This window comes from Streptomyces sediminimaris (genome assembly GCF_047049295.1).
GTDB lineage: Bacteria > Actinomycetota > Actinomycetes > Streptomycetales > Streptomycetaceae > Streptomyces > Streptomyces sediminimaris.
Genome location: NZ_JBJWOT010000001.1, coordinates 7,153,690 through 7,167,632 on the forward strand (window position 1 = coordinate 7,153,690; position 13,943 = coordinate 7,167,632).

The 13,943-nt window shown below is 71.7% G+C and carries 14 protein-coding genes; 8 read left to right on the plus strand and 6 right to left on the minus strand.

The window, feature by feature from the left end:
* Positions 1 to 30: 30 nt before the first annotated feature.
* From ACJ9NR_RS32805 to ACJ9NR_RS32820, 4 genes are all read left to right on the plus strand, one after another.
* Positions 31 to 1,146, plus strand: a complete 1,116-nt coding sequence (locus ACJ9NR_RS32805; RefSeq protein WP_412491059.1) for a YihY/virulence factor BrkB family protein — start codon at positions 31 to 33, stop codon at positions 1,144 to 1,146.
* A gap of 120 nt (positions 1,147 to 1,266) precedes the next feature.
* On the plus strand, positions 1,267 to 2,016 hold the full coding sequence (locus tag ACJ9NR_RS32810) for an acetate uptake transporter (protein WP_412491058.1): 750 nt from the start codon (positions 1,267 to 1,269) through the stop codon (positions 2,014 to 2,016).
* A gap of 108 nt (positions 2,017 to 2,124) precedes the next feature.
* Positions 2,125 to 3,000 (plus strand): DMT family transporter, encoded by an 876-nt coding sequence (locus ACJ9NR_RS32815; RefSeq protein ID WP_412491057.1) that lies wholly within the window; start codon positions 2,125 to 2,127, stop codon positions 2,998 to 3,000.
* A gap of 115 nt (positions 3,001 to 3,115) precedes the next feature.
* The gene (locus ACJ9NR_RS32820; protein ID WP_412491056.1) at positions 3,116 to 3,319 is read left to right on the plus strand and encodes a hypothetical protein; all 204 of its coding nucleotides are present in this window, start codon (positions 3,116 to 3,118) and stop codon (positions 3,317 to 3,319) included.
* On the opposite strand, the gene ACJ9NR_RS32825 is transcribed toward ACJ9NR_RS32820, so the two are convergent.
* Genes ACJ9NR_RS32825 through ACJ9NR_RS32845 form a run of 5 tightly spaced genes read right to left on the minus strand, consistent with a single transcriptional unit; the run spans position 3,268 to position 8,732 of the window.
* Positions 3,268 to 4,050 (minus strand): GntR family transcriptional regulator, encoded by a 783-nt coding sequence (locus tag ACJ9NR_RS32825; protein ID WP_412491055.1) that lies wholly within the window; start codon positions 4,048 to 4,050, stop codon positions 3,268 to 3,270. The two genes, ACJ9NR_RS32820 and ACJ9NR_RS32825, sit on opposite strands and share 52 nt — an antisense overlap.
* A gap of 32 nt (positions 4,051 to 4,082) precedes the next feature.
* Positions 4,083 to 5,576 (minus strand): CoA-acylating methylmalonate-semialdehyde dehydrogenase, encoded by a 1,494-nt coding sequence (locus ACJ9NR_RS32830; protein WP_412491054.1) that lies wholly within the window; start codon positions 5,574 to 5,576, stop codon positions 4,083 to 4,085.
* A gap of 28 nt (positions 5,577 to 5,604) precedes the next feature.
* On the minus strand, positions 5,605 to 7,482 hold the full coding sequence (gene iolD, locus ACJ9NR_RS32835; RefSeq protein ID WP_412491053.1) for a 3D-(3,5/4)-trihydroxycyclohexane-1,2-dione acylhydrolase (decyclizing): 1,878 nt from the start codon (positions 7,480 to 7,482) through the stop codon (positions 5,605 to 5,607).
* Complete coding sequence (iolB, locus tag ACJ9NR_RS32840) at positions 7,482 to 8,372, minus strand: 5-deoxy-glucuronate isomerase (RefSeq protein ID WP_412491052.1); 891 nt, start codon at positions 8,370 to 8,372, stop codon at positions 7,482 to 7,484. The genes iolD and iolB overlap by 1 nt, the downstream gene beginning before the upstream one ends.
* A gap of 27 nt (positions 8,373 to 8,399) precedes the next feature.
* Positions 8,400 to 8,732: a hypothetical protein gene (locus ACJ9NR_RS32845; RefSeq protein WP_412491051.1), complete on the minus strand. Its 333-nt coding sequence runs from the start codon at positions 8,730 to 8,732 to the stop codon at positions 8,400 to 8,402.
* 289 nt (positions 8,733 to 9,021) lie between these two features.
* Here ACJ9NR_RS32845 and ACJ9NR_RS32850 point away from each other — a divergent pair, with 289 nt between their 5' ends.
* From ACJ9NR_RS32850 to ACJ9NR_RS32865, 4 genes are all read left to right on the plus strand, one after another.
* Entirely contained in the window at positions 9,022 to 10,041 is a 1,020-nt protein-coding gene (locus ACJ9NR_RS32850) for a sugar ABC transporter substrate-binding protein (RefSeq protein WP_412491050.1), read from the plus strand.
* A gap of 5 nt (positions 10,042 to 10,046) precedes the next feature.
* Entirely contained in the window at positions 10,047 to 11,117 is a 1,071-nt protein-coding gene (locus ACJ9NR_RS32855) for an ABC transporter permease (protein ID WP_412491049.1), read from the plus strand.
* Between the two features lie 4 nt (positions 11,118 to 11,121).
* Positions 11,122 to 12,030, plus strand: a complete 909-nt coding sequence (locus tag ACJ9NR_RS32860) for an ATP-binding cassette domain-containing protein (protein ID WP_412491048.1) — start codon at positions 11,122 to 11,124, stop codon at positions 12,028 to 12,030.
* A gap of 447 nt (positions 12,031 to 12,477) precedes the next feature.
* Positions 12,478 to 13,503, plus strand: coding sequence for a Gfo/Idh/MocA family protein (locus ACJ9NR_RS32865; protein WP_412491047.1), 1,026 nt, complete (start codon positions 12,478 to 12,480; stop codon positions 13,501 to 13,503).
* On the opposite strand, the gene ACJ9NR_RS32870 is transcribed toward ACJ9NR_RS32865, so the two are convergent.
* Positions 13,496 to 13,942 carry a GNAT family N-acetyltransferase gene (locus ACJ9NR_RS32870; RefSeq protein WP_412491046.1) on the minus strand — a complete coding sequence of 149 codons (447 nt, stop codon included), beginning with the start codon at positions 13,940 to 13,942 and terminating at the stop codon, positions 13,496 to 13,498. The genes ACJ9NR_RS32865 and ACJ9NR_RS32870 overlap by 8 nt on opposite strands.
* Position 13,943: the final 1 nt, after the last annotated feature.

Genomic DNA, 13,943 nt, shown 5'->3' on the forward strand with positions numbered 1-13,943 from the left:
GATGAGGAACTGCGGGAGAAGTCGCGTGCCATGAGGTTTCTCGAGCGTGCCGACGGTTTCCAGAGGCGTCATCGCTGGGTGGGGATGCCGCTGGCGGTGGTGTACAAGTTCTACGACGATCAGGCGCTGTATCTGGCGGCGCTGCTGACGTACTACGGGTTCTTGTCGCTGTTTCCGCTGCTGCTGATCCTGGTGGCGGTGCTGAGCACGTTCCTGAGCGACAGTCCGGCGCTGCGTCAGCGGGTGCTGGACTCGGCACTGGGGGAGTTCCCGGTGATCGGGGACCAGCTGGGGCAGAACATCCATTCCTTCCACGGCAGCGGGGCGGCGCTGGCGGCGGGTGTCATCGGCAGTCTCTACGGTTCGCTGGGGGTGGCGCAGGCGGCGCAGTACGCGCTGAACAAGATCTGGGCGGTGCCGCGGCACGCGCGTCCGGATCCGTTCCGTTCGCGGTTGAAGGCGCTGGTGTTCCTGCTGATCCTGGCGTTCGGGCTGGGGGCGTTCACGTTGCTGTCGGTGGCGGGTACGCAGACGCCGGTGTTCGGGGTGCGGCTGCGGGGCGGGACGTGGATCGCGGCGACGGCGGGTTCGGTGTGCCTGAACACGTTGCTTCTGCTGATGAGCTACCGGCTGCTGACGCACCGGGCGCTGCCGTTGCGGCGGCTGGCGGTGGTGGCGCTGGGGGCCGCCGGTGCGTGGCAGGTGCTGCAGTGGGTGGGCACGTACTACGTCAGTCATGTGCTGCGGGGGGCCACCGCCACCTACGGTCTGTTCGGGATCGTGCTGGGGCTGATCGCATGGCTGTACGGGGGAGCGCTGATCTTCGTCATGGCGGCGGAGGCGGGGGCGGTGCAGGTGATGCGGCTGTGGCCGCGCAGTCTGCTGACGCCGTTCACCGACCGGGTCCACCTCAGCGCGGCCGACCGCCGCGCCTACCGTTCCTACGCGGCGACCGAGGCGTTCAAGGGCTTCCAGAAGGTCCGGGTGCGCTTCGACCCGCCGCCCGACCCCCACCACCCACCACCACCCGACCACCGCCACGAATCGCCACCCGACCCCCACCACGAACCGAACGACCCGCCATCCGGCCCCCACCACGGATCGCCGCCCGACGACATCCCTCTGAACCGGGACGACATCCCCTGAAACGGTGTGACTCCGCCCGAAACGGGGTGAGAGACGTTTCAGACATGCCGGGTGAGGTGACTACCGGGGGTCCGGAGGGGCCCGGTGCGGCGTGGTCCCTCGTGCTCGGAAGGAGTTGCGATGACCTCGCAAGCACAGCCGCCTGCACCTCATGGGATGGATGACCCTGATGGTTACGAGGCGTGGCAGGCGCGCAGCAGGCTGGTTCTGACGCCGGTGGCGGCGCCGTCGATCCTGGGGCTGTTCGGTTTCGGTGCGGCGACGTTCACGGTGGCCTCGAATCTGGCCGAGTGGTGGGGCAACGCGGTGACCTCGCCGGTGGTCCTGGCCCCGTTCGCGATCTTCCTCGGGGGGCTGGCGCAGTTGCTGGCGGGGATGTGGGCCTATCGGGCGCGGGACGGTCTGGCGACGGCGATGCACGGTATCTGGGGGGCGTTCTGGCTGGCGTGGGGTCTGCTGATGCTGCTGACGGCGACCGGGGTGCTCTCTCCGGTGCTGCTGGACAGTCAGGCGCTGGGGTTCTGGTTCATCGCGCTGGGTGTGATCACGTTGTTCGGGGCGCTGGGGGCGACGGCGCAGAACATGGGGTTGTTCCTGACGCTGATCCTGCTGACGGCGGGGGCGGGGCTGCTGGCGGCGGCGTACATCGGTACGTTGCACAATGTGCGGATCGCGGCCGGGTGGGTGCTGGTGGCTTCGAGTGCGGCCGCCTTCTACACGGCCGGTGCGATGCTGCTGGAGCAGTCCTTCGGCGGGCGGGTGGTGCTGCCGCTGGGCAAGTGGAGTCTGAGCGGCAACGTGCCCGGGCGCCGGGTGGTGCGCGACATCGGCTACAGCGCGGGGATGCCGGGCGCACGCGCGGGCCAGTGACCGGGCACCGACCGGCCGGGACCGGCACTTGACGACGGCGGCTACGCAGGGAGGCCGGCAGATCCCCGGGAGTCCGGGCGACCGAGCGGGATGTGACGGGTAGCGCTCATGGTCTACGTCTTCGGCCTCACTGCCGCGTGCCTGCTCGGCGCCGGCTTCGTGCTCCAGCAGCACGCCGCCGAGCGGGCGCCCGCCAGTGACGTCCTGCGTTTCCGGCTGCTGTGGGACCTCGCGCACAGCGGGCTGTGGCTCGGCGGCATCGGATGCATGGTGGCCGGCCAGCTGCTGAGCGCCGTCGCCCTCGCCAACGGTGATCTCTCCCAGGTCGAGCCGCTCCTCGTCACCAACCTGCTCTTCGCCTTCGCACTGGCGCGCTGGCTGAGCGGCCAGCGGCTCGGCGCGTCCGGCTGGGCCGGCAGCCTGATGCTCGGCGGGGGAGTGGCCGCCTTCACCCTGGCCGGCAGGCCCAGCGGCGGCACGGCCGAATCCGGGACCTTCCGGCAGTGGACCGTCATCGGCCTGGTCATCGGCGTCGCCTTCGCCCTGATCGTCCTGGCGCGCCACCTGCCACGCCTCGACGAGCCCCCGTTCCTGGCCACGGCGGCGGGCATGCTCTACGGCCTGCAGGACGCGCTGACCCGGGTGTCCCTCAGCATCGTCGGCACCGGCGGAGTGGTCGTCCTGCTCACCGGCTGGCAGCCGTACGCCGTGATCGCGCTGGCCGTGACCGGCCTCATGCTGGTGCAGAGTGCCTTCGAAACCGGCCCGCTGCGCATGTCTCTCCCCGCGCTGACCGCCGCGGAACCCCTGGCGGGCATCGCCTGCGGGATCGGCTTCCTCGGCGACCGGCTGCGCACCGACGCCCTCGCGCTCACCTGGGAGGTGGTGGGCCTGGCCGCCGTGGTGGCGGGCGTCTTCGTACTGGCCCGCCATCCGGCCATGCCGGGGCAGGTCGCCAAGAGCCGCGAGCTGGATCGCCGGTGACACGCGCGCCCACCCGGACCAGGGCGGCGGCCCCATCGCCCGACACCCGGCCGGGCTTCTCGGCGGGGCACCGGATCGGACGCTCCTGGAGCACGGTCGACGGACAGCCCGGCCGGTGGCCCGGCAGGGCGGCACGATCGCGGTGGTGCTCGCCTTCGCCCTCGCGGGCGACCGGATCCGGCCCATCCGGGCCGAGCACCCCGGAGAAGCCGCGGCCCTGGACGACGAGGGGCCGACCCGCCGGCAGCCGGGCACCGCGGGGGCAGGTCACCGGTTGACCAGCAGCTGGAAGTCGAACGCGTACCGCGACGCCCGGTAGATGTGCGTCCCGTACTCCACCGGGCGGCCCGTGTCGTCGTACGCCGTGCGCTGCATGGTGAGCAGGGCGGCGCCCTCCCTCTCGTCGAGGCGGGCCGCCTCGGCGGCGGTGGCGGAGCGGGCGCCGACGGTCTGGCGGGCGCTGTGCAGGGTGATGCCTGCGGTGCGCATCATCCGGTACAGACCCGTGGACTCCAGGCGCCCGGTGTCGAGGTCCAGCAGGGTCGCGGGCAGGTAGTTGCACAGCAGGGCGACCGGCTGGCCGTGGGTCAGGCGCAGCCGTTCCAGGACGACCACCTCGCCGTCCTCCGCCATGCCGAGCGCGGCCGCGACGTCGGGCGACGCCGGCTCGCGCTCGTTGCGGACGACCCGCGTGGTCGGGCCCTGGCCGGCCGCCTCCAGGTCGTCGTAGAGGCTGCTGAGTTCCAGCGGGCGCCTGACCTGGCTGTGCACCACCTGCGTGCCGACGCCGCGGCGGCGCACCAGCAGGCCCTTGTCGACCAGGGACTGGATGGCCTGCCGGACGGTCGGTCTGGACAGGCCCAGCCGGGCGGAGAGGTCGATCTCGTTGCCCAGGAGGTTTCCCGGGGCGAGCACCCCGTGTTCGATCGCCGCTTCCAGCTGCTGGGCGAGCTGGTAGTACAGCGGCACCGGACTGCCCCGGTCCAGGGCGAAGTCCAGCGAGTCGAGCGCGGCCGTCGCGGTCCGTGCGGTGGTGCCGGTCCTCGCCATGGCGTACCTCCCTCTGGTGAACCGGTGAAGCGTCAGGCGTGGCTGGGGAAGCCGAGGTCGATGCCCGCGTCGGCCGGGTCCGGCCAGCGCGTGGTGATCACCTTGCCCTGGGTGTAGAAGGCGACGCCGTCGCCTCCGTAGATGTGCAGATCCCCGAAGAGGGAGTCCTTCCAGCCGCCGAAGGAGTGGTAGCCGACGGGTACCGGGATCGGCACGTTCACGCCGACCATGCCCGCCTTCACCTCCAGCTGGAAGCGGCGGGCGGCGCCGCCGTCCCGGGTGAAGATCGCGGTGCCGTTGCCCCAGCGGGAGTCGTTGATCAGCCCGATGGCCTCGTCGTAGGTCTCCGCGCGCACGACCACCAGCACCGGCCCGAAGATCTCGTCCTGGTAGGCGTCCGCCGTCAGCGGCACCTTGTCCAGCAGGGACACGCCGAGGAAGAAGCCGTTCTCGTGGCCCTCGACCGTGTGACCGGTGCCGTCCACGACGACCTCGGCGCCCTGCTCGGCGGCCGAGGAGACGTAGGAGGCCACCTTGTCGCGGTGCTCGCGGGTGATCAGCGGGCCCATCTCGGAGGCCGGGTCGTCGCCGGGGCCGATGCGCAGGTTCTTCGCGCGTTCGGCGATCCTGCCGACGAGTTCGTCGCCGGTGTCGCCGACCGCGACCACGACGGAGACGGCCATGCAGCGCTCGCCCGCGGAGCCGTACGCCGCGTTGATCGCCTGGTCGGCGGCGAAGTCGAGGTCGGCGTCGGGCAGCACCAGCATGTGGTTCTTGGCGCCACCGAGCGCCTGTACCCGCTTGCCGTGCTCGACCGCCTTGAGCTGGATGTACCGCGCGATCGGCGTGGAGCCGACGAACGAGACCGCCTCGACGTCCGGGTGCTCCAGCAGGCGGTCCACGGCGACCTTGTCGCCCTGCACGATGTTCAGCACCCCGTCCGGCAGGCCCGCCTCGGCGGCGAGTTCCGCCAGCCGGAAGGAGGCCGAGGGGTCCTTCTCGCTGGGCTTGAGCACGAAGGTGTTGCCGCACGCGATGGCGAGCGGGAACATCCACATCGGCACCATGGCGGGGAAGTTGAACGGCGTGATGCCCGCGACCACGCCCAGCGGCTGGCGGATCGAGGCCACGTCGACGCGGGTGGAGACCTGGGTCGACAGCTCGCCCTTGAGGTGCACGCTGATCCCGCAGGCCAGCTCGACGATCTCCATGCCGCGCGCGACCTCGCCCAGCGCGTCGGAGTGCACCTTGCCGTGCTCGGCGGTGATCAGTGAGGCGATCTCGTCGCGGTGCGCGTCCAGCAGTTCGCGGTACCTGAACAGGATCGCGGTGCGCCTGGCGATCGAGGTGGCGCCCCAGCTCTCGAACGCGGCCCTGGCGGAGGCGACGGCGGCGTCCACGTCCTCGACGGTCGCGAACGCGACCTGCTTCTGCTGCGTGCCGGTCGCCGGGTCGTACACGGCGCCGTAGCGGCCGGAGGCGGACTCGACGGGCTTGCCGCCGATCCAGTGGGTGATGGTCTTCACGGTGCGGGTGCCTTTCGCATGGGGAGGTTCACAGGTGGCGGCGCCGGCCGGCGGCCTGCCGGTCGTACTCCTCGCGGGCCCGTACGGCGGCCTCGCGGGAGGCGGTCTCGGCGACCGGCACGTCCCACCAGGCCGCGGCCGGGGGAGCGGCCGGGCCGGCGGTGTCGGTCTCGACGTAGACGCAGGTCGGGCGGTCGGAGGCGCGGGCCGCGGCGAGCGCCTCGCGCAGCTCGCGGACCGTCTTGGCGCGCAGCACGTCCATGCCGAGGCTGCCCGCGTTGGCGGCGAGGTCGACGGGGAGCGGGTCGCCGGAGAAGGTGCCGTCGGCCGCGCGGTAGCGGTAGGCGGTGCCGAAGCGTTCACCGCCGACCGTCTCGGACAGGCCGCCGATGGAGGCGTAGCCGTGGTTCTGCAGCAGGACGAGGTTGACGGGCAGGCGCTCCTGGACGGCCGTGACGATCTCGGTCGGCATCATCAGGTAGGTGCCGTCGCCCACCAGCGCCCACACCGGGGTGCCGGGCGCGGCCTGCTGGACGCCGATGGCCGCGGGGATCTCGTAGCCCATGCAGGAGTAGCCGTACTCCAGGTGGTACTGGCGCCGGCCGCGCGCCCGCCACAGCTTGTGCAGGTCGCCGGGGAGCGAGCCGGCCGCGTTGATCACCACGTCGTCGTCGCCGACGACCGCGTCCAGGGCGCCGAGCACCTGCGTCTGGGTCGGCACGCCGGTGTCGTCGGCGGCGGTGAGGGCGGCCTCGACGACCTGCTCCCAGCGCGCCTTGCCGGCCCGGTACCCGGCCTCGTACCCGCTGTCGACGCGGTGGCCGGACAGCCCCTCCAGCAGCGCCTCGAGGCCCGCCCGCGCGTCGCAGACGAGGGTGCGTGCCGCCAGCTTGTGGGCGTCGAACGCGGCGATGTTGAGGTTGACGAACCGGACGTCCGGGTGGCGGAAGAGGGTGCCGGAGGCGGTCGTGAAGTCGGTGTAGCGGGTGCCGACGCCGATGACCAGGTCGGCGGTGCGGGCGATGTCGTCGCTGACCTCGGTGCCGGTGTGGCCGATGCCGCCGAGGTCGGCCGGGTGGTCGTGGCGCAGTGCGCCCTTGCCCGCCTGGGTGGAGGCGACCGGGATGCCGGTGGCGTCCACCAGCTCCTTCAGGGCCTGTTCGGCCCGGCTGTGGTGGACGCCGCCGCCCGCGACGATCAGCGGGCGCTCGGCGGCCCGGATCGCCGTCAGCGCCTCGCGCACCTCGGCCGGGTCGGGCGCGGGACGCCGTACGGGCCACACGCGCTCGGCGAAGAACTCCTCGGGCCAGTCGTACGCCTCGGCCTGCACGTCCTGGGGGAGGGCCAGGGTGACCGCACCGGTCTCGACCGGGTCGGCGAGGACCCGCATGGCGTTCAGGGCCGAGGGGATGAGCGCCTCGGGGCGGGTGACGCGGTCGAAGTAGCGGGAGACCGGGCGCAGGGTGTCGTTGACCGAGACGTCCGCCTCGCTGGGGTGCTCCAGCTGCTGCAGCAGCGGGTCGGCCGCCCGGGTGGCGAAGTAGTCGCCGGGCAGCAGGAGCACCGGGATGCGGTTGACGGTGGCCAGGGCGGCTCCGGTCACCAGGTTGGTGGCGCCGGGACCGATGGAGGTGGTGACGGCCTGCGCGGAGAGGCGGTCGAGCTGGCGGGCGTGGCCGACGGCCGCGTGCACCATGGCCTGCTCGTTGCGGCCCTGGTGGAAGGGCATCGCCTGCTCGCCGGCCTCCAGCAGGGCCTGCCCGATCCCGGCGACGTTGCCGTGACCGAAGATGCCCCAGGTGCCCGCGATCAGCCGGTGGCGCACGCCGTCGCGCTCGGTGTACTGCACGGACAGGAAGCGCACCAGTGCCTGGGCGACGGTCAGGCGGCGGGTGTGGGTGCTCATCAGGACTGCTCCGGTGCCGTGTAGAGGGGGAGACGGGGGTCGACGGGCTGCTCGGGCCAGGTGCCGCGGACCCAGGCGTGGTCCGGGTGGTCGCAGATCAGCCAGGCGCGTTCGGGCTCGGGGCCCGCCATGACGTTGAGGTAGTACATGTGGTGGCCGGGCACCGCCATGGACGGTCCGTGCCAGCCGTCGGGGATCAGGACGACGTCGCCGCCGCGCACCTCGGCCAGCACGTCGGTGCCCCGGCCGTGCCCGGAGGGGGAGACGCGCTGGTAGCCGAGGCCGGGCGTGCCGTCGTGGCCGGCGAACTCGAAGTAGTAGACCTCCTCCAGGACGGACTCCTCGCCGGGCCGGTGCTCGTCGTGCTTGTGCGGCGGGAAGGAGGACCAGTTGCCGCCCGGGGTGATCACCTCGACCGCGATGAGCTTGTCGCACTCGAAGACCCCGGCCGCGCCGAAGTTGTTGACCTGCCGGGAGCAGTTGCCGGTGCCGCGCAGCTCGACCGGTACCGAGGAGGCCGGGCCGTAGCGGGCGGGCAGCCGGCGGGAGCAGCGGGCCCCGGTGAACGCGAACCGCCCGCCGCCGGCGGACGTGACCGTCGTACGGGCGTCCCTGGGCAGGTAGGCGAAGTCGGTGACGCCGCTGAAGACGCTCTCGCGGCCGGTGAGCTCGAAGGTGTCATGGCCGAAGTCGTCGGCGGCGCTCACCGTGCAGCCGCCGTGGAGCGGGAGCACGATCCACTCGCTGTCGCCGGTGTCGAAGCTGTGTGTGCCGCCCGGCGGCAGCTCCAGGACGCGCAGGCTGGAGTAGCCCCAGCCGGCCTTCTCGGGCGAGACGTCCACGACGTAGGGGCCGCCGAGGGCCTTGCCCGCGGGAAGGTGATAGGTCATCGCGTTCCTCCGTGTCACAACGCCAGGTCACAACAGGCCGACGGCCGTGGCCGCCGCCGTCTCCACACTGCCCCCGGCCGAGCGGCCGCGCCGCGCGCCCGGCCCGGTGCCGTGCCGGTGATCCGCGGCACCCGGGTCGCCCGGACGGCGAAGAAGTCCGGTTCCTCGGGTGGGTATCTCCAGGTCAGGCGCTTTAGGCTGCCGGTAGGAGCACAGAGGGAGGCCGTCCGGCGGGACGATCTCGCAGCAGGTGACCGGCGCCGGACGGGCGGTGACGGGCGTGACCCGGCGGTCGTCGATGCCGAACTCCTTCAGCGCATGGTGCGGGTGGGCGCCGAAGGGCTGGGCTGACTCGGCCATGCGACGCTCCTCGGACGGGGCTGGGGCGCGGATCCCCGGAGGGGCTGCCGCAATCCAGGTGTAGGCCGCGCGGGGTGACGCTGTCAATAGTTTGTACTTACATTCGGACCTGACGGTGAAATGATGTCTTAACAAAGTATTGACAGCGGGCGCGGCCAGGGGTTTGATCCCGTCCCAAGCCGACCGCCGCGTTTGCGGCAGACCTCCCGGGCATGCCAAGATCCCGGGTTCGGATCTTCGTGATCCCCTCCTCCTTTCCTCCGCAACGCACAGTGAGGTGCCAGGAACGATGGACCGCGTTTCTCCTTCCCGCTCCCGCAGACTCGTCCCCGTCGTCGCGGTGGCCGCGGCAGCAGCCCTGGCCCTCGCCGGCTGCTCCAGCAGCTCCGGGGGCAAGAAGTCCGAGGAGGGCGGCGGCAACGCCTCCGCCGGCAAGGCCACCACGCCCCGGATGACCGTCGCGCTGGTCACGCACCAGTCGCCCGGCGACACCTTCTGGGACATCGTCCGCAAGGGCGCCGAGGCCGCCGCCGCCAAGGACAACATCAAGCTGATCTACTCGGCCAACCCGAACGCCGGCAACCAGTCCAACCTGGTGCAGAACGCGATCGACCAGAAGGTCGACGGCATCGCGGTCACCCTCGCCAAGCCCGACGCCCTCAAGGGCGTCATCGGCAAGGCGCAGTCCGCGAACATACCGGTCGTGGGCCTGAACTCGGGCGTGAGCGACTGGAAGAAGCTCGGCCTGATGGAGTTCTTCGGCCAGGACGAGAGCGTCGCCGGCGAGGCCTTCGGCAAGAAGCTCAACGAGGTCGGCGCCAAGCACGTCGTCTGTGTCATCCAGGAGCAGGGCAACGTCGGCCTGACGCAGCGCTGCGACGGCCTGAAGAAGACCTTCTCCGGCAAGAGCGAGGTGCTCAACGTCAACGGCACCGACATGCCGTCCGTGAAGTCGACGATCACCGCCAAGCTCAAGCAGGACCCCTCCATCGACTACGTCGCCACGCTCGGCGCGCCCTTCGCGCTGACGGCCGTGCAGTCGGTGTCGGACGCCGGCAGCAAGGCGAAGGTCGCCACCTTCGACCTCAACAAGGACCTCACCAGCGCCATCAGCAAGGGCACGATCCAGTTCGCGGTGGACCAGCAGCCCTATCTGCAGGGCTACCTCGCGATCGACTCGCTGTGGCTGTACAAGAACAACGGCAACTACATGGGCGGCGGTGAGCAGCCGGTCCTGACCGGTCCCGCCTTCGTCGACAAGTCCAACGTCGACGCCGTCGCCAAGTTCGCCGCGAAGGGCACCCGGTGACGAGCATGACCCAACACGCTGAGCCGGCGGTGAAGACACCGCCGGCCTCCGGCCCCGATCAGGCCGACGGCCGCACGGCCCCGCGGACGCTGCTGGTCAGGACGCTGGCCCGGCCCGAGGTGGGTGTCCTCCTCGGCGCCGTCGCGGTCTACGTCTTCTTCCTGATCGCGGCACCCCCGGTACGGGAAGCCAGCTCGATGGCGAACATCCTGTACCAGTCCTCCACCCTCGGCATCGTCACCATCCCGGTGGCCCTGCTGATGATCGGCGGCGAGTTCGACCTGTCCGCCGGTGTCGGGGTGATCACCTCGGCGCTGACCGCGAGCATGCTCGCCTACCAGCTGACCCTGAACGTCTGGGCCGGCGTCGTCGCCGCCCTGGCCGTGTCGCTGGCGATCGGCTTCTTCAACGGCTGGATGGTCGTCAGGACCGGCCTGCCCAGCTTCCTGGTCACCCTGGGCACCTTCCTGATCCTCCAGGGCGTCAACCTCGCCGTGACCAAGCTGGTCACCGGCAACGTCGCCACCGACGACATCAGCAACATGGACGGCTTCGACCAGGCCAAGAAGGTCTTCGCCTCCTCCTTCGACATCGGCGGCGTCCAGGTCAAGATCACCATCTTCTGGTGGCTGCTGTTCGCGGTGATCGCCACCTGGGTGCTGATGCGCACCAGGTACGGCAACTGGACCTTCGCCGTCGGCGGCAACAAGGACAGCGCCCGCGCCGTCGGCGTCCCGGTGGCCTTCACCAAGATCTCGCTGTTCATGCTGGTCGGCTTCGGCGCCTGGTTCGTCGGCATGCACCAGCTGTTCTCCTTCAACACCGTGCAGTCCGGCGAGGGCGTGGGCCAGGAACTGATCTACATCTCCGGCGCGGTGATCGGCGGCTGCCTGCTGACCGGCGGCTACGGCACCGCGATCGGCCCGGTCTTCGGCGCCTTCATGTTCGGCATGGTCCAGCAGGGCATCGTCTACGCCGGCTGGAACCCCGACTGGTTCAAGGCCTTCCTCGGCGTCATGCTCCTCGGCGCCGTCCTGATCAATCTGTGGGTCCAGCGCACCATGACCCGGAGGTGACCCGATGAGTGACAGCAACAGCGGAACCCACGGCGCGATCATCGCGGACACCGCCCCGGACGGCGACGTGGTCGTCGAACTGCGCAACGCGGGCAAGTCCTACGGCAACATCCGCGCCCTGCACGGCGTCAGCCTCCAGGTCCGCCCCCGCCAGGTCACCTGCGTCCTCGGCGACAACGGCGCCGGCAAGTCCACCCTGATCAAGATCATCTCCGGACTGCACCAGCACACCGAGGGCGAGTTCCTCGTCGACGGCGCCCCCGTCCGCTTCACCACCCCCCGCGAAGCCCTCGACAAGGGCATCGCCACCGTCTACCAGGACCTCGCCGTCGTCCCCCTGATGCCGGTGTGGCGCAACTTCTTCCTCGGCTCCGAGATGACCAGGGGCCCCTGGCCCCTGCGCCGCCTGGACATCGAGAAGATGAAGAAGACCGCCGACCACGAACTGCGCGAGATGGGCATCGTCCTCGACGACCTCGAACAGCCCATCGGCACCCTCTCGGGCGGCCAGCGCCAGTGCGTGGCCATCGCCCGCGCCGTCTACTTCGGCGCCCGCGTGCTCATCCTGGACGAGCCCACCGCCGCCCTCGGCGTGAAGCAGTCCGGCGTGGTGCTGAAGTACATCGCCGCCGCCCGCGACCGCGGCCTCGGCGTCATCTTCATCACCCACAACCCCCACCACGCCTACATGGTCGGCGACCACTTCAGCGTGCTGCGCCTGGGCACCATGGAACTGTCCGCCGCGCGCAGCGAGGTCAGCCTCGAACAGCTGACCAACCACATGGCCGGAGGCGCCGAACTCACCGCCCTCAAACACGAGCTGTCCCAGGTCAGCGGCGTCGACCTCGAGGAACTCCCGGAACAGGGCGACCTCACCGCACCCGTCGCGGCGGGCCCGGAAGGCACCGCCTGACATGGCGGCCCTTCCGGACCGTCCGGACCGGCGCGGACCCCGGCTCCCGGGCGGGTGGTCCGCCGAGGAACCCCGGCAGATGCCTCGGGAACGCCTCCCGGCCGAGGCCGCCGAGGCCGGCCACGCGGGGACCGGGCCGGGCCCGTACGGCCGCCGGCCGACGGACCCGGCCCGGCTCACCGGCGAGACGGCCCGCCGCGGGACGCGGGTCCCCGCCCGGCACCGTCCTCACCGTCCGCACCGGACCGTCCCCACCGGCCCGCACCGCGGCCCGGCCGTCCGGGACACCACGGGGCCGGCCGCGGCGGCGAGAGCGTCAGGCTGACCGAGACCCGCGGCGAGTGCCGCGAGCCGGACGCGCCGCCGCCCCTCGCGACGCGCACCAGCAACTTCCCGAGGTCCTGCGGCGCCGACCGCCCCGGCGCCGACCATCCGAAGGGGGCCACCATGGCTCGGCTCGAGACGCTGAAGGTCGCCGTCGTCGGCACCGGCAAGATGGGTGCGGACCACGTGCGCCGCATCCAGGAGGTCATCAGCGGGGCCCGGGTGACCGCCGTGGTCGACGTCGACGCGGAGCGCGCGAAGGCCGTCGCCGCCCGCGTGGAGGGCTGCACCGCCTCCACCGACGCGGCCGCCACGATCGCGGCCGCCGACGTCGACGCCGTCCTGATCGCCTCCCCCGGACCCGCCCACGAGGCGGCCCTGCTGGCGGCGTTCGCCCGCGACCTGCCCGTGCTGTGCGAGAAGCCCCTCACCCCCGACGCGGCCTCCGCGCTGCGCGTGCTGGAGGCCGAGCGGCAACTGGGCCACCGCCGCCTCCAGGTGGGCTTCATGCGGCGCTACGACACCGAGTACACCAAGCTCAAGTCACTTCTCGGCACGGGCCAGTTGGGCCGCCCCCTGCTGCTGCACAACCGGCACCGCAACGTCGCCTCCCCGCCCGGCTGGACGAGCGAGATGCTCATCAACGACTCCGTCGCGCACGAGATGGACGTCACCCGGTGGCTGCTCGGCCAGGAGATCACCGCCGTCACGGTCCTGCGCCCCACACCGTCCGCGAACGCGCCGGACGCCGTGCAGGACCCGCAGTTCGTCGTCCTCGAGACCGACGGCGGGGCGATCGTCGACGTCGAGATCTTCGTCAACTGCGGCTTCGGCTACCAGGTCCAGGCCGAGGTGGTCTGCGAACGCGGCACGGCCCGCATCGGCGACGGCCACGCCATGGTCACCACCATGGCCGGGCGCTGGGGCGGGACCATCGCCCAGGACTTCGTCGAGCGCTTCGCCGACGCCTACGACCGCGAGGTCCAGGCATGGGTCGACGCCACCCGCCGCGGCGAGACCACCGGTCCGAGCGCGTGGGACGGCTACGCGGTCGCCGCGGTCTGTGAGGCGGGCGTCCGCTCGCTGCGGGAGGGGGGCCGGGCGGAGGTCGAGCTGACCGAGCGGCCGGCGCTCTACGACGTCAGCTGAGCGCGCGCGAGAACACGACCCGGGCCTCACCGGGGCCGTTGTAGTCCTCCTCCAGCCGTGCCTCGAAGCCGAGGCGCCGGTGGAACGCCACGGAAGCCGTGTTGCCGGGGCTCGTGATCGCCTTCAGCCGGGCCGCCCCCTGCCGCCGCGCGGCCTCGGTGAAGGCGGCGTACAACGCGCGCCCCAGGCCGGTGCCGCGGGCGTCGTCCCTCGTCGCGACGAGATGCACGTAGCCCGTGCGGCCGGGTGTGACGAAGCCGATCAGATAGCCGGGGATGCCGCCGCCGGCGGACCGGGCGACCAGACAGGTCTCGCCGAACTCCCGCACCAGAACCGGGAGATGGAGCGCCCGAAGATCGCGATCGCCCCAGTAGCGGGAGTGGTCGGCCAGGACCTGCCGGAGGTCGGCGACGTGGGCGGGGGTGATGTGTGCGGCCATG